This is a genomic window from Reyranella sp. (genome assembly GCF_965229815.1).
Lineage (GTDB): Bacteria > Pseudomonadota > Alphaproteobacteria > Reyranellales > Reyranellaceae > Reyranella.
In genome coordinates this window covers 2,147,465-2,161,908 of sequence record NZ_CBDDJN010000002.1, presented here as the reverse complement: position 1 = coordinate 2,161,908, position 14,444 = coordinate 2,147,465, and the positions used below count along the sequence as shown (strand labels likewise).

At 69.5% G+C, this 14,444-nt stretch carries 13 protein-coding genes; 9 read left to right on the top strand and 4 right to left on the bottom strand.

The features are described 5' to 3' along the window. Positions 1-63 precede the first annotated feature (63 nt). The 4 genes from ACO073_RS10830 (at position 64) to ACO073_RS10815 (ending at position 3,819) form a co-directional block, all read left to right on the top strand. Entirely contained in the window at positions 64-870 is an 807-nt protein-coding gene (locus ACO073_RS10830) for an ABC transporter substrate-binding protein (protein ID WP_421997311.1), read from the top strand. Between the two features lie 80 nt (positions 871-950). Then, on the top strand, positions 951-1,616 hold the full coding sequence (locus ACO073_RS10825; protein WP_421997309.1) for an amino acid ABC transporter permease: 666 nt from the start codon (positions 951-953) through the stop codon (positions 1,614-1,616). After that, positions 1,616-2,872: a M20/M25/M40 family metallo-hydrolase gene (locus ACO073_RS10820; RefSeq protein WP_421997308.1), complete on the top strand. Its 1,257-nt coding sequence runs from the start codon at positions 1,616-1,618 to the stop codon at positions 2,870-2,872. Before ACO073_RS10825 ends, ACO073_RS10820 begins: the two co-directional genes overlap by 1 nt. Positions 2,873-2,874: 2 nt before the next feature. Beyond that, positions 2,875-3,819, top strand: a complete 945-nt coding sequence (locus tag ACO073_RS10815; protein WP_421997307.1) for an arginase family protein — start codon at positions 2,875-2,877, stop codon at positions 3,817-3,819. A 12-nt stretch (positions 3,820-3,831) separates the two neighbouring features. Here the strand turns inward: ACO073_RS10815 and ACO073_RS10810 are convergent, their stop codons facing one another. Continuing rightward, positions 3,832-4,623: a dienelactone hydrolase family protein gene (locus ACO073_RS10810; protein ID WP_421997306.1), complete on the bottom strand. Its 792-nt coding sequence runs from the start codon at positions 4,621-4,623 to the stop codon at positions 3,832-3,834. Between the two features lie 36 nt (positions 4,624-4,659). Here ACO073_RS10810 and ACO073_RS10805 point away from each other — a divergent pair, with 36 nt between their 5' ends. From ACO073_RS10805 to ACO073_RS10795, 3 genes are all read left to right on the top strand, one after another. Continuing rightward, positions 4,660-4,995, top strand: coding sequence for an EthD family reductase (locus ACO073_RS10805; RefSeq protein ID WP_421997305.1), 336 nt, complete (start codon positions 4,660-4,662; stop codon positions 4,993-4,995). Positions 4,996-5,118: 123 nt separating this feature from the next. Further along, complete coding sequence (locus tag ACO073_RS10800) at positions 5,119-6,804, top strand: N-acyl-D-amino-acid deacylase family protein (protein WP_421997303.1); 1,686 nt, start codon at positions 5,119-5,121, stop codon at positions 6,802-6,804. A 61-nt stretch (positions 6,805-6,865) separates the two neighbouring features. Next, the gene (locus ACO073_RS10795; RefSeq protein ID WP_421997302.1) at positions 6,866-7,348 is read left to right on the top strand and encodes a cupin domain-containing protein; all 483 of its coding nucleotides are present in this window, start codon (positions 6,866-6,868) and stop codon (positions 7,346-7,348) included. Here the strand turns inward: ACO073_RS10795 and ACO073_RS10790 are convergent. Beyond that, the gene (locus tag ACO073_RS10790; protein WP_421997300.1) at positions 7,336-8,229 is read right to left on the bottom strand and encodes a LysR substrate-binding domain-containing protein; all 894 of its coding nucleotides are present in this window, start codon (positions 8,227-8,229) and stop codon (positions 7,336-7,338) included. The two genes, ACO073_RS10795 and ACO073_RS10790, sit on opposite strands and share 13 nt — an antisense overlap. A gap of 74 nt (positions 8,230-8,303) precedes the next feature. Between ACO073_RS10790 and ACO073_RS10785 the strand changes: the two genes are divergently transcribed. Together ACO073_RS10785 and ACO073_RS10780 are read left to right on the top strand one after the other, a co-directional pair. Further along, positions 8,304-10,109 carry an acyl-CoA dehydrogenase family protein gene (locus ACO073_RS10785; RefSeq protein WP_421997298.1) on the top strand — a complete coding sequence of 602 codons (1,806 nt, stop codon included), beginning with the start codon at positions 8,304-8,306 and terminating at the stop codon, positions 10,107-10,109. Positions 10,110-10,198: 89 nt separating this feature from the next. After that, positions 10,199-11,695, top strand: coding sequence for a CoA-acylating methylmalonate-semialdehyde dehydrogenase (locus ACO073_RS10780; protein ID WP_421997296.1), 1,497 nt, complete (start codon positions 10,199-10,201; stop codon positions 11,693-11,695). Here the strand turns inward: ACO073_RS10780 and ACO073_RS10775 are convergent, their stop codons facing one another. Together ACO073_RS10775 and ACO073_RS10770 are read right to left on the bottom strand one after the other, a co-directional pair. Further along, a complete protein-coding gene (locus tag ACO073_RS10775) occupies positions 11,696-12,805 on the bottom strand; it encodes an amidohydrolase family protein (protein WP_421997295.1) in 1,110 nt (369 codons plus the stop codon). Then, positions 12,802-14,439: a GMC family oxidoreductase gene (locus ACO073_RS10770; protein WP_421997293.1), complete on the bottom strand. Its 1,638-nt coding sequence runs from the start codon at positions 14,437-14,439 to the stop codon at positions 12,802-12,804. The genes ACO073_RS10775 and ACO073_RS10770 overlap by 4 nt, the downstream gene beginning before the upstream one ends. Positions 14,440-14,444: the final 5 nt, after the last annotated feature.

Here is a 14,444-nt window from a genome sequence, read left to right as displayed (position 1 = left end):
GTGTGTGGTGAAGGAAGGCCCCACGGCTTCGCTCGGGGCGACGGATAACAGAGGAGAAAGATCATGGGTGTGAAGAAGGCATTGGGGGCGCTGGCCCTCGCAGGATTGGTCGGGATGATGGCGTCGGCCGGCGCCGAGGCGCAGCAGACGCAGTCGCGCCTCTACGACATCACCAAGAACAAGAAGCTGAGGGTCTGCCAATACCCGCTCTACTATTCGATCTCCTTCCGCAATCCCAAGACGGGGGAGATCGAGGGCATCGATGCGGATCTTGCCAAGGAGCTGGCCAAGGAGCTCGACGCCAAGCTCGAGATCGTGGAATCGAGCTTCGGCAGCTTCATCGCCGACCTGCAGGCGGGGAAGTGCGAGATCGGCATGTTCGGCGTCGGTGCCACGCTGAAGCGGGCCCAGGCCGTCGAGTTCTCCAGGCCCTATCTGCTGACGAACATCTATGCCGTCACCCGCAAGGACAGCAAGGTCAAGAAGTGGGAGGACATCGACCAGAAGGGCATCAAGGCCGCCGTGTCGCTCGGCAGCTATATCGAGCCGTTCATGAAGAACTACGTCAAGAACGCCGAGATCGTGTCCGTGGCGCCGCCCAACACGCGTGAAGCGGAGCTGGTCGCCGGCCGCGTCGATGTCATCATCACGGACTTCCCGACGGCCATCAAGGTGACGGACGAGTTCGACTGGGCGACCTACATCCTGCCCAAGGAGAAGCTGGCGATCACGCCCTACTCCTACGTCGTGCCCCAGGGCGACCAGATCTGGTTGAACTACGTCAACCTGTTCGTCGACACGATCAAGCTCGACGGCCGCCTGATGAAGTACGCCAAGAAGCACAAGCTCGATCCGATCGTGGCGCCGTAAGGCTTCTTCGGAGCGCGGACCTCCAGTCCGCTCAGACCCGGGAGGGCGGACTTGGAGGTCCGCTCTCCGATGAGGTGTAGATGTTCAAGTACCAGTTCCGCTGGGACACGGTCTGGGGAAGCTTCGACTTCCTGATGGGCGGCCTGCAGATGACGCTGATCATCTCGGCCATCACCCTCGTGCTGGCGATGGCCGGCGGCCTCGTCATCGCGATGCTCGACATGTCGCGCTTCCGGGTGTTGCGCTGGATCGGAGTCTCGATCGGCGAGGTCGTGCGCAACACGCCGATCCTGGTGCAGCTCCTGTGGGTCTACTATGTGCTGCCGATCGTCTTCAGCGTGCGCATCGAATCGCTGACGGCCCTCATCGTCGGCCTGGCCCTCTACCAGGCCGCCTTCATCTCCGAGGTCTACCGCTCGGGCATCCAGAGCGTTCCGGTCGGCCACCGCGAGGCGGCGCAGGTGCTGGGGCTCTCGCCCATCCAGTCGTTCCGACGCATCGTCCTGCCGCAGGCGATCCGCATGACCCTGCCACCGCTCGCCTCGAACTTCGTGCAGCTCATCAAGTTCTCCTCGCTGGGCGCGGTGATCTCGGTGAGCGAGATCACGCGGCGCGGCATGGAACTGTCGGCCACCAACTTCCGGCCGCTCGAGACCTTCACCTTCATCGCCGTCGTCTATTTCTTCATCTGCTGGCCGCTTGCCATGGCGATCCGCTGGTGGGAACGGCGGCTGCAGGCCCGCTGATGGTCGCCAGCCTTCGCGAGCGACTGGCGCGCGACGTCGAGGCGGCGCGCGACTCCCTGATCGAGACGACCCGGCAGCTGGTCGCCGTCGCCTCGCCCAACCCGCCGAGCGACACGCACGACGTGGCCGCCGTCGCGGAGGCGCTGCTGCGGGACATTCCCGGCATGACGGTCGAGCGCTTCGAACCCGAGCCCCGGGTCGTCAGCCTGGTCGGGCGCCTCGAGGGGGCGCGGCCGGGCCGCCGCCTGATCTTCAACGGGCATCTCGACACGTTCCCGCTGCTCGAGGAGCTGCCGTGGACCGTGCCGCCGCTGGGCGGCGTGCTGGCCGACGGCAAGCTCTACGGCCGCGGCGTTTGCGACATGAAGGGCGGCATGGCCTGCTCGCTGCTGGCGGCCGCCCTGCTCGCCCGTCATCGCGACGCCTGGTCCGGCGAGATCGTGCTGACGCTCGCGGGCGATGAGGAGAACATGGGCTCGCTCGGCACCGGCTACCTGCTGCAGCACGTCCCGCACGCCGCCGGCGACGCCAATATCTGCGGCGACGTCGGCTCGCCCCGCATCGTGCGCTTCGGCGAAAAGGGCCTGATGTGGGTCGAGGTCGAGGCGACGGGATCGCCGGCGCACGGCGCGCACGTCCATCGCGGCACCAACGCGATCGACCGACTGCGCGCCGCGCTTGACCGCCTGAAGGACCTCGAGACGGTGCCCTTCCAGGCGCCACCGGTCGTCACGGAGGCGATCGCCCGGGCGAAGCCGATCTCCGAGCCGCTGTCGGGCGACGGCGAGGCCGAGACGCTGCGGCGGGTCACGGTCAACATCGGCACGATCGAGGGCGGAACCTCCCCCAACCTCGTGCCCACGCACGCCATCGCCCGCGCCGACATCCGCCTGCCCGTCGGCATGACGACGGATGTGCTGGCGGCTCGCCTCGACGACTGGCTGGGCGCGATGGACGGCGTTTCGTGGCGGGCCATCCGCCGCTTCGAGCCGTCCTTCACCGATCCCGGCCAGGAGATCGTGCGGCGCACCGCGGCGGTCGCAGGCGAGGTCCTGGGACAGGCGCCGGCCGTCAACATGCGGGTCGGAGGCTCGGATTCGCGCTGGTACCGTCCGCACGGCGTGCCCACCGTCGTGCTGGGCCTGACACCGTTCAACATGGGCGGCGCCGACGAGTACGTCCTGGTGGACGAGCTGGTGGCCGTCGCCAAGATCCATACGCTGGTTGCCTACGATTTCCTTTCCGCGGAGCAATGATCATGGACCGCCTGCCGGAGTCCGAGCTGTTCACCTCGCCGCTCACCTTCATGGGCGCGCCCTACGGCCGGCCCGGCCCGCAGAACAAGGCGGCGATCCTGGGCATCCCGTTCGACTGCGGCACCAACATGCGCATCGGCGCGCGCGGCGGCCCGGACTCGGTGCGCCAGCAGTCGGCGCTGATGCGGCGTTTCAATCCGACCAACGCCGACTTCGATCCGGTCGAGGCCCTGGGCCTGGTCGACTGCGGCAACGTCAGGCTGACGCCGTCGAAGATCGTCGACGCCTTCGAGCGCACCGAGCAGGCGGTCGACCGCATCGTCGAGGCCGGCGCCATCCCGATCACCATCGGCGGCGACGGCTCGGTCACCGTTCCCGTGGCGCGGGCGGTCGGCAAGAAGCACAAGAAGATGGCGGCGCTGCACATCGATTCGCACACCGATTCCTATCCCTACGGCGCCGAGGAGAAGTACAACTCGGCGACCCAGTTCACGCATGTGGCCGAGGAAGGGCTGGTCGACCCGGAGTTCTCCTGGCACGTCGGCATCCGCAGCACGACCTACGCGCAGGGCGTGGTGCCGCGGGCCATGAGCCTCGGCTACAAGATCGTGTCGATCGACGAGCTGGTGCGCGGCGGCTTCGCCCAGCGCATGGCCGAGTTCCGCGACAAGGTCGGCAAGCGGCCGGTCTATCTCTGCTTCGACATGGACGTCTTCGATCCCTCGACCGCGCCCGGCGTCTGCACGCCGTCCTGGGGCGGCCTGTCGGCGCGCGAGGGAATCGATCTCCTGCGCTGCCTGACCGACCTCAACATCGTCGCCATCGACGTCAACACGGTGAGCCCGCCGCAGGACGTCAACGGCATGGCCGCCCATCTCTGCGCCCACGTCATCTACGAGACGCTTGTGCTGCTCTGCCGCCAGATGGGTCTCGCGGACGGCGGCTAGAACGGGGCGGCGTCAGCGTAAGAGGCTCGCGAAGAAGGCGCGGGTGCGAGCTTCCGCATCGGCCGCGGCCTCGGGGTCGTAGGCCAGCCGATGGACCTTGCCGCCCCCGCCCGGCACGGTGCGGTCGCGCGCGTTGCTGTCGAAGCTGTGATAGGCGTTCGGATAGTAGACCACATCGACGAGGTCCGGCCGCACGAAGCCCGCGGCCTGGAGTTGGCGGCAGCGGTCGGCCGGGGTCCAGTCGTCCTTGTCGCCGATCAGGACGAGCAGCGGGATGTCGACGTCGCGGTCGAATTGGGGCGCGCAGGACGGGTAGTAGGCGACGGCCGCGCGCAGGCCCATCGCCGCCAGGCCGTAGGACTTCTGCACCGACCGCATGACGGTCCAGCCGCCGTGGCTGTGGCCGATCAGCCCAATGCGATCCGCGCGCACGTCCGGCTGGGTCGCGAGGAACCGCAGGGCGCCGGCGACGTCGGCCACGCGCATGTTGCCGCTGACGACCACGCCCCTCGTGCACACCGACTTCTCGCCGCGCGGGCCGAAGGAATCCGGCGCCAGGACGACGTAGCCCCACGACGCCAAGCGCTTGCCCCAAGTCTCGGTGTGAGGCGACACGCCGGCGCAGGAATGCGCCAGGATGATCGCGGGAAAGGGTCCGGCACCCGCGGGCCGATACATCCAGCCGGTGATCTCGGGACCGGCGGGGCTGTTGCCGACGGCGACGCTGGGGAAGCGCACCCCCTGCGCCGAGGCGCTGCCGCAGACCAGGATCAGGGCAATGGCGATCGCAACGAGACGGCGCATGTCCCATAGTAGCCGCGCCTGGAGGAAACGCCCATCATGATCAAGACGATCGGTCTTCTGACCCGCAAGGACGGCTGGACGCACGAGCAGTTCATGACTCACTGGGTCGAGGTCCACGCCCCGCTCGCACATGCCGTGCCCGGCCTGCGCCGCTACGTGCAGAACCACATCCTGGACGAACGCACGCGCTCCGACATTCCGGCCACGGACGTGGCGGTCGATGGCGTCGCCGAGCTTTGGTTCGACGACCGGGCCGCGCTCGAGGCCGCCGCGAAGACGCCGGAGATGAAGGCCCTGCACGCCGACGGCGCCCGCTTCATCGGCCGCATCCGCAGCTACGTCGTCGAGGAGAAGGTCGTCATCGGCCCGTAAGCCCGACACTGACGCGGGGCAGGCCTTCGCCGGCTGCATCGATCGTCGGCGCTCGTCGCCCTTTGGACTCTGGAAAAGGCCGGTCGTCCGTCGCACCATGGCGGAAAATCAGGAGGAAGCCCCATGTTCGATCTCGTCATCAAGGATGCGGAGATCCACGACGGCGCCGGCAGTGCCCCGGTGCACGGCGACCTTGGCGTCACCGGCGGTCGGATCATGGCGGTCGGCGGGAAGCTCGGCGCGGCAAAGGAAACCGTGAAGGCCGACGGGCTGGCGCTGGCGCCGGGCATCATCGACGGCCATACCCACTACGACGCGCAGATCACCTGGGACCCGTTCGTCGACCCCTCGCCCGCGCTCGGCGTCACGACCGCGATCCTGGGCAACTGCGGCTTCACCATCGCGCCCTGCAAGCCGGCCGACCGCGACCTCACCATGCGCCATCTCACCCATGTCGAGGGCATGTCGCTCGACGCGCTGCGCGCCGGCATCACCTGGGGCTTCGAGAGCTTTCCGCAGTATCTCGACATGCTGCAGAAGCAGGGCGTCGGCCCCAACGTCGCCTGCTTCGCCGGCCATTCGGCGATCCGTACCTTCGTGATGGGCGAGGACGCGACCGAGCGCACCGCGACCGACGACGAGGTCGCCGCCATGCGTCGCCATGTCCGCGAGGCGATGGCCGCCGGCGCCGTCGGCTTCGCGACCTCGACGGCCGAGGCGCACAACGGCGAGGGCGGCACGCCCATGCCCTCGCGGCTGGCCGACGACCGCGAGATGCGGGCGCTGGTGCGGGCGATGGGCGAGAGCGGCCGCGGCGTCTACATGCTGACCAAGGGCAGCAAGACCACCATCCCCTATCTCGAGGAACTGGCGGTCGAGGCCGGACGGCCGGTGGTCATCGCCGCGCTGTTCCACTCCAACACTAATCCGACCGCCGCCTTCACCTGGCTCGAGCAGGTGAATGCCGCGCGGGCGCGCGGCCACGAGCTGGTCGCCCAGACCTCGTGCTGTCCGCTCAGCATGGATTTCACGTTCAAGAGTCCGTACCTGTTCGAGAGCATGCAGGCGTGGAAGCCGGCGATGGCGGCACACGATCCGGAGGCGCTGAAGAAGGTCTATCGCGACAAGGGCTGGCGGGATTCCGTCCGCCGCGAGCTCGCGGCGTCGCGCGGCCGCCTGGTCTTCAACAGCGAATGGGACAAGCTCTTCGTCGTCGAGACCGCAAAGCCCGAGAACCGCGCCCTCGAAGGCATCCCGCTCGCCGAGGTCGCGGCAAAAGCCGGCAAGGATCCGCTCGACTGCATCCTCGACTTCGCGCTGTCGGAAGACCTCGACACGCAGTTCGTGGCCCAGCTCCTGCACAACGACGAGACGGCGGTCGGCCGCATCCTGGCCGATCCCGACACCCACATCTCGCTGTCCGACGCCGGCGCCCATCTCACCTTCTTCTGCGACGCCGGCTTCGGCCTGCACCTGCTGGGCCACTGGAGCCGCGAGCTCGGCGTGCTCGACCTGCCGCAGGCCGTCCATCGCCTGACCGGCCAGCCGGCGAAGCTGTTCGGGCTGCGCGACCGCGGCCTGCTGCGCGAGGGCCATGCCGCCGACCTGATGCTGTTCGATCCGGCGACGGTGGCGCGCGGCCCCAAGCGGCGGGCGCACGACCTGCCGGCCGGCGCGGCGCGGCTCACGACCTCCGCCGTCGGGCTGCACGGCGTCTGGGTGAACGGCGCCCGCGTGGCCGACGCCGGTGGCTTCTGCGCCGATCCCGCCTCGCGGCCGGGCGAGGTGATCCGGGCGTTCGGATCCTGATTCATGGGCGCATGAGAGGCTCTCGGTCGCGTCGGCGGCCGGGGAGGCCTAGGCTTCTTCCATGTCCAAGCCCCGCCTGCCCGCCTTCGATCCGGCCGACGTCGCCGAGAGCAACGCCACGAGCTATCCGGCGGCCTTCCGCGCCGACAACAGCCGGCGCTGGAACCGGCGACTCGGCGACCATGCCGGGCTGAAGAACTTCGGCGTCACCCTCACGCGCATCGTGCCCGGCGGCCAGTCCTCGGCCCGGCACGCCCATTCCCGCCAGGACGAGTTCATCTGGGTGGTCTCGGGCGAGCTGGTGCTGGAGACCAACGAAGGCGAGCAGACGCTGCGGGCCGGCATGTGCGCCGGCTTCCCCGCCGGCGGCAGCGACGCCCACCGGCTGGTCAACCGCTCGGCCGAGGACGCCACCATCCTGGTGGTCGGCGACCGCACCTCCTTCGACGAAGTCACCTATCCCGACATCGACAACCATGCCCGGGCCGGTGCCGACGGCCGCTACGTGCACACCCGCAAGGACGGCACGCCTCACGCCGCGTAGCGCGCGTCCGCCTCCAGCGCCGTGCACAGCCAGTCGGCAAACGCCGAGAGCGACGGATCCTCGGCAAAGCGGGTCTCGTACTGCAGCGTGAAGTGCCGGCGCGTCGGCCGGCGCACCGGATGGGCGATGGCGACGCGTCCGCTCGCCAGGTCGGGTCCCAGCAGGCCCTCGATGGCAATGCCAAGCCCGAGGTCGGCAGCGACCGCCTCCAGCGTCTGGGTGGCGCTCTCGAAGCTGCTGCCGCCGCGCACGGGCACCGAGGCAAGCCCCGCCTGGTCGAGCCAGCGCCGCCAGTCCTCGGACCGCGGGCGGGTATGGAGAAGCGGCACGCGCGCGAAGTCGACGGGGCCCTTCCTGAGACGGCGTGGCGCCGCCACGGCCACCGTGGTGATCGGCATCAGCGGCCGCACCACGAGGCCCGACTGCCGGCCCACGCCGGAGACGGCGATCACCGCATCGAAGCGGCTCGGCAGCATGTCGAGCGGGTTGGTGCTGGCGTGCAGGTCGAGCTCCAGCTCGGGATGGACGCGCTTCAGCCCCGGCAGGACGGGCAGCAGCGCGCGCGACAGGAAGTGCCCGTAGACCCCGATCGACAGGCGGCGGTAGTGGCGCAAGCGGACGCCGGTCGTCGCCTCCTCCAGGCGGTCGAGGGCTTCGCGCGCGCCCTCGGCCAGCGACCGGCCGACCGGCGTCAGCTCCAGCCCGGTGGCGCGGCGCACGAACAGCGGCGCCTCGAGCTCCTCCTCCAGCGCCCGCACGTGGCGGCTGACGGCACCCGGCGTCACGTTCAGCTCGCGGGCGGCATGGCTGATCGACAGGTGCCGGGCGGCGGCCTCGAAGGCCCGGACGGCGTGCAGCGGCGGCAGGCGGCGCGACGGCATGGTTTGAGTATGACTCAAAATGCACGGCCAAGAAATCGTTTGAGCGCGCGTCCGACGCCGATCATGCTGGGCTCATGAACGACCTCGCCCCCTTCTCCGCCGCCAGCTCGCCCTCCGACCTCGCCCGCCGCCCGGCCGTGGCCCGCCGGTCGCAGCATCTCGCCCCGGACTGCAGCGGCCTCAACTTCTACGAGATCGACCGCAGCCTGCGCGATCTCCTGACCCTCTATCTCGACGCGCCGCTGCGCGAGCATCTCGCGCCCCACCTGCACGAGCTCGGCGAGCTCGCGGGCGGCCGCCTCAACCAGCTCGCCGACCTGGCCGACAAGCGCCCGCCGGTGCTGCACTATCGCGACCGCTTCGGCCGCGACGAGGAATGGATCGAGGTCCACCCCGCCTATGACGAGATCCGCCGCATCGCCTTCGCGCGCTTCGGCATGCACGCCATGACCCATCGCGGCGGCGTCCTCGGCTGGTCCGAGCCCATGCCGCAGCTCGCCAAGCAGGCGTTCTTCTACCTGTTCTCGCAGGCCGAGTTCGGCGTGCTGTGCCCGGTCAACCTGACCGACTGCACCTCCGACCTGCTCGAACGCTACGGCAGCGACGAGCTGAAGGCGCGCTACCTCGACCGCATGTGGACGCAGGACATGGACCGCCTGCTCTACGGCGCCCAGTTCATGACCGAGAAGATCGGCGGTTCCGACGCCGGCGCCGCCGAGCTGACCGCCGTGCGCGACGGCGACGCGTGGCGCCTCTACGGCGAGAAGTGGTTCTGCTCCAACGCCGACGGCGACATCGCCGTGCTGCTGGCCCGCCCGGAAGGCGCCCGCGCCGGCAGCCGCGGGCTCGGCCTGTTCCTGATGCCACGGACCCTGCCCGACGGCACGCGCAACGCCTATCGCATCGTGCGCCTCAAGGACAAGCTCGGCAGCAAGTCGATGCCGAGCGGCGAGATCGTGTTCGACGGGGCAATCGCCTATCCGCTGGGCGACATCGAGCGCGGCATGAAGCAGATGCTGGAGATGGTCAATCCCAGCCGCGTCTCGCACCTCACGCGCGCCGCCGGCATGATGCGCCGCTGCCTCAACGAAGCGATGCAGGTGGCGCGCCATCGCAACGCGTTCGGCAAGCGCGTCATCGAGCACCCGCTGATGCGCCGCCAGCTCCTCAAGATGCTGGTCAAGACCGAGCAGTCGCTGTCGCTGCTCATGCTGGTTTCCACCATGATGGCGCGGCCGGGCGACGCGCAGGCCGACAAGGCCGTGCGCATCCTGACGCCCATCGGCAAGTACCGCGCCTCGCGCGACAACATCGCCGTCGCCACGGCGGCGATGGAGGCGCGCGGCGGCAACGGCTACATCGAGGACTGGCCCAACGCGCGCTTGGTGCGCGACGCCCATCTCGGCGTCATCTGGGACGGCACCTCGAGCGTCAATGCGCTCGACGTCATCCAGCGCGCGGTCGGCAAGGAGCGCGCCCATCTCGCGCTCGGCGAGCTGCTGGGCGAGCGCCTCGCCGAGGCGCGCGGGCTGCCCGGCCAGTTCCGCACCCGGCTCGAATCGACGGTGGCGCAGGCCGTCCGCTTCGCCGAGGAGGTCGCCGACTCGCCCGAGAAGGAGCGCTTCAGCCGCGTCGCGGCGAGCGCGCTATACCACGTCACGACCGCCGCCCTGATGGCCAACGAAGGCGCGCGCCTCGGCGCCGAGGGCGGCGATGCGCGGCGGCTGCTGATGGCGCGGTTCGTCCTTGAGCACCGCCTGGCCGACCAGCCCAAGCTCTCGATCGGCTCCAGCACCGCCTGGGAGGAACCGGCGATCTCGGCCCTGCTCGACGACCCGCCGGTGACGCTCGACCAGGCGGAAGCGCTCCTCCAGGCCTGACACGCGCCCAGCGACGGCGCGCTGCACGACGCCGCCTTCACGCCTTTCCGGCCCGGTGGTAGAACGCCGGCACCGAGTGGAGGAGCGAGATGGCGGCGGAGATCGGGCACTATGTCGGCAGCAAACACGTGGCAGGCAAGAGCGGCCGCGCGGGCGACGTTACCAATCCGGCGACCGGCGAGGTGACGGCCAGGGTCGCCTTCGCCTCCGAAGCGGAAATCGATGCCGCGGTGCAGACCGCGAAGACGGCGCAGCTGGCCTGGGCGGCGACGCCGCCGCTGCGCCGCCAGCGCGTCATGTTCAACCTCAAGAGCCTGATGGAGAAGAGCCTCGACGACCTGGCGCGCCTGATGTCGCTCGAGCACGGCAAGACCTTCGACGACGCCAAGGGCGAGGTCGGGCGCGGCATCGAGGTCGTCGAGTTCGCCTGCGGCATCGCCCATCACATGCGCGGCGACTTCACCGAGCAGGTCGCGACCGACATGGATTCCTGGTCGATCCGCCAGCCGCTGGGCGTGGTGGCCGGCATCACGCCGTTCAACTTCCCGATCATGATCCCCTGCTGGATGGGCGCCATAGCGGTGGCCTGCGGCAACGCCTTCATCCTGAAGCCGTCGGAGAAGGATCCGAGCGCGCCGATGCTGCTGGCTGAGCTGTTCGCCGAGGCCGGCCTGCCGGCCGGCATCTTCCAGGTGCTGAACGGCGACAAGGTCGCGGTCGACGCCCTGCTCACCCATCCCGACGTGCCGGCGATCTCGTTCGTCGGCTCGACGGCGATCGGCGAGTACGTCTATCACCAGGGCACGCAGCGCAACAAACGCGTCCAGGCGCTGTGCGGCGCCAAGAACCACATGGTGGTCATGCCCGACGCCGATCTCGAGCAGGTGACCGATGCTCTGATCGGCGCCGGCTACGGCGCCGCCGGCGAGCGCTGCATGGCGATCTCGGTCGCCGTCGCGGTCGGCGATGTCGGCGACCGGCTGATCGAGAAGCTGGCGCCGCGCGTCCAGGCGCTGAAGATCGGCCCGGGCCTCGACCCGCAGTCGGAGATGGGCCCGCTGGTGACGCGCCAGCATCGCGACAAGGTCATGGGCTATGTCGACCAGGGCGTGAAGGAAGGCGCAAAGCTCGTGGTCGACGGCCGCGGCCTGAAGCTGCAGGGCTACGAGAACGGCAACTTCATGGGCGGATGCCTGTTCGACGACGTCACCAAGGACATGACCATCTACAAGGACGAGATCTTCGGTCCCGTCCTCTCGGTCGTGCGTTCGAAGAGCTTCGACGAGGCGATCGGCCTGGTGAACGACCATGCCTACGGCAACGGCACCGCGATCTTCACCCGCGACGGCGACGCCGCCCGCGCCTTCGCCAACGGCGTCAAGATCGGCATGGTGGGCATCAACGTGCCGATCCCCGTGCCGGTGGCCTATCACAGCTTCGGCGGCTGGAAGGCCTCGATCTTCGGCGACCACGGCATCTACGGCATGGAAGGCGTGCGCTTCTACACCAAGCTCAAGACGGTGACGGCACGCTGGCCGACCGGCATCCGCTCGGGCGCGGAGTTCGCCTTCAAGGCGAGGAACTAGCTAGCTGGCGGGAGCAGTCTGGCCGAGGCCGTAGAACGCCGCGCACGTGTCGCCGAGGATCTGGTCCTTCTCGCGCGCGGTCAGGAACGGGCAATACCGCCGCACGTAGTCGAGCGACTGCCGGTAGGTGCAGAATCGCTCGACGTTCGGCATGTCCGAGCCCCAGACGAGCCGCCCCGCCCCGAGCTGATCGCGCAGGTCGGCGATCAGGGCCTGGGCCTCCGGGTAGGGATAGTCCCAGATCCCGCCGTAGGTGATCGGGAAGACCACCTCCAGCACCAGCGGCTCGTGGCGATAGACGCGCAGGAGCTCGTCGGGAAACTCGTACCGACCGTCGCGCGCAAAGTAGGCGACGGGCGGGCTCATCGCCAGGTGGACGCGCAGGTCGGCATGGCGCGCGAGCACCCGGCCGAAGGCCGCGACATGTGCCAGGTAGCCAGCCCTGTCGTAGCTCGGCCCGGCGCCGAATTCGATGCACAGCACGACGCCCAGCCGTTCCAGCCGGTCCCAGAGCGGTTCCATCCGCGGCGCGTCGAGGGGCCAGGGGAAGCCGTGCCGGCTGAGCCCGTCGACGTTGAAGTAGAGCCCGCGGAGCTTCAGCACGCGGACGCCATGGTCGATCGCGGCGAGCTGCGCCGGCTCGGCCGCCAGCGCCTCGTCGACGTGCATCAGCCCGGTCATCCGCTCCGGATACTGCCGAGCGGCGAAGGCGTTCATCTCGGTCATCGCCCCGTAGCCGCCGCCGGCCTGCAGGATGCAGTGGTCGACGCCGGCGTTCATCATCTGGGCGAGCATCAGCTCCGGCGGCGCTGCCAGCTCCTGCATGCCCACGGGCATGTACTGGATGGCGTAATCCTCGCCGTCATGGGTGAACTCGAGCTGCCCGAAGCGCCCGACGCGGAAGTCGACGTCGGCGAGCCCGCTCCATCCCTCGTCTCCCGCCCGGAACAGGGCGGCGGTGTCGGCGCGCGCGCCGTCGCGAAGCCGGAAGGTCGACGCCGCCGTCCGGGTGACGACCTTCTGCAGGTAGCGCCGGTGCATCTCGCGCGTCGGATGCCCGCAGGAGCCGATCCAGTGGGCGAACACATGGGCGTGGCAATCGACGATCACCGACGATCCTCGATCATCATGGCCGCCCCTTTGTCGGCGATCATGATGGTGGGCGTGTTGGTGTTGCCCGAGGTGATGGTCGGCATCACCGAGGCGTCGACGACGCGCAGGCGCTCGAGGCCGAACAGGCGCAGGCGCTCGTCGACCACCGCCATCGGGTCGCTGGGCAGCCCCATCTTGGCCGTGCCGATCGGATGGAAGATCGTCGTGCCGATGTCGCCGGCCGCCTTGGCCAGCGAGGCCTCGTCGTCGCCGACCGCGGGGCCGGGCAGATACTCCTCGGGATGGTAGGGCTGCAGCGCCGGCTGGCGCATCAGGCGGCGCGTGACGCGGATCGCGTCGGCGGCGACGCGGCGATCCTCGGGCGTCGAGAGGTAGTTCGGCGCGATCATCGGCTTGTCGGCCGGATCGACCGAGCGCAGGCGGACGGTGCCGCGCGAGGTCGGCCGCAGGTTGCAGGCGCTGACGGTGATGGCCGGGAAGCGGTGCAGCGGCTCGCCGAACTTGTCGAGCGACAGGGGCTGGACGTGGAACTCGATGTTGGCCCGCTCGTGGTCCGGCGAGGACATGGTGAAGATGCCGAGCTGCGACGGCGCCATGGTGAGCGGGCCGGTCTGGAACAGCGCATACTGCAGGCCCATCAGGGCACGCCCGACCAGCGAATGGTAGGTCGTGTTCAGCGTCTTGACGCCGGACACTTTGTAGATCGAGCGCTGCTGCAGATGATCCTGCAGGTTGCGGCCGACGCCCGGCCGGTCGACTACCGGCGCGATGCCCTGTTCGGCCAGCCAGTCGGCGGGTCCGACGCCGGAGAGCTGCAGGATGTGCGGCGATCCGATGGCACCGGCCGACAGGATGACCTCGCCCCGCGCCCGCGCCTCCACGAGCCGGCCGCCTCCGCCGCCGGCCTGGCGAAAGCGGACGCCGACCGCGCGCCGCCCCTCGAACACGACTTTCTCGACCAGCACGCCGGTCTCCAGCCGCAGGTTGGGCCGGCCGAGCACGGGCTTCAGGAAGGCGCGCGCCGTCGACATGCGCAGGCCGCGCTTCTGGTTGACGTGGAAATAGCCCACGCCGTTGTTGTCGCCGGTGTTGAAATCCTCGGTCGGCGGCACGCCCATCTCGGTCGCTGCCTTGGCTACCGCGTCCAGCACGTCCCAGGTGAGCCGCATCTGCTCGACGCGCCATTCGCCGCTGCCGCCATGATGTTCGGTGTCGCCCAGGAAATGGCCGTCGAGCTTGCGGAAGATCGGCCGGACGTCGTCCCAGCCCCAGCCGGCCAGGCCGAGCTGCCGCCAGTGGTCGTAGTCGGCGGCCTGGCCGCGCATCGAGATCATGCCGTTGATGGCCGAGCAGCCGCCGATCACCTTGCCGCGCGGATAGTTGAGGGCGCGACCGTTGAGGCCGGGCTCCTTCTCCGTCTGGAACATCCAGTCGGCGCGCGGATTGCCCATGGCGAAGAGGTAGCCGACCGGAATGTGGAACCAGATCCAGTTGTCGCGGCCACCCGCCTCGAGCAGCAGCACGCGGTTGGCCGGATCCGCCGACAGGCGATTGGCCAGAACGCAGCCGGCCGAGCCCGCGCCCACGATGATGTAGTCGAACTCGCCGTCGAGAGGGGTGGCGGTTTCCATGGCGG

Excerpts from the sequence above, each read along its gene's own strand:
- ACO073_RS10830 (WP_421997311.1), top strand. The coding sequence starts at position 64 with ATGGGTGTGAAGAAGGCATTGGGGGCGCTGGCCCTCGCAGGATTGGTC.
- ACO073_RS10825 (WP_421997309.1), top strand. The coding sequence starts at position 951 with ATGTTCAAGTACCAGTTCCGCTGGGACACGGTCTGGGGAAGCTTCGAC.
- ACO073_RS10820 (WP_421997308.1), top strand. The coding sequence starts at position 1,616 with ATGGTCGCCAGCCTTCGCGAGCGACTGGCGCGCGACGTCGAGGCGGCG.
- ACO073_RS10815 (WP_421997307.1), top strand. The coding sequence starts at position 2,875 with ATGGACCGCCTGCCGGAGTCCGAGCTGTTCACCTCGCCGCTCACCTTC.
- ACO073_RS10810 (WP_421997306.1), bottom strand. The coding sequence starts at position 4,623 with ATGCGCCGTCTCGTTGCGATCGCCATTGCCCTGATCCTGGTCTGCGGC.
- ACO073_RS10805 (WP_421997305.1), top strand. The coding sequence starts at position 4,660 with ATGATCAAGACGATCGGTCTTCTGACCCGCAAGGACGGCTGGACGCAC.
- ACO073_RS10800 (WP_421997303.1), top strand. The coding sequence starts at position 5,119 with ATGTTCGATCTCGTCATCAAGGATGCGGAGATCCACGACGGCGCCGGC.
- ACO073_RS10795 (WP_421997302.1), top strand. The coding sequence starts at position 6,866 with ATGTCCAAGCCCCGCCTGCCCGCCTTCGATCCGGCCGACGTCGCCGAG.
- ACO073_RS10790 (WP_421997300.1), bottom strand. The coding sequence starts at position 8,229 with ATGCCGTCGCGCCGCCTGCCGCCGCTGCACGCCGTCCGGGCCTTCGAG.
- ACO073_RS10785 (WP_421997298.1), top strand. The coding sequence starts at position 8,304 with ATGAACGACCTCGCCCCCTTCTCCGCCGCCAGCTCGCCCTCCGACCTC.
- ACO073_RS10780 (WP_421997296.1), top strand. The coding sequence starts at position 10,199 with ATGGCGGCGGAGATCGGGCACTATGTCGGCAGCAAACACGTGGCAGGC.
- ACO073_RS10770 (WP_421997293.1), bottom strand. The coding sequence starts at position 14,439 with ATGGAAACCGCCACCCCTCTCGACGGCGAGTTCGACTACATCATCGTG.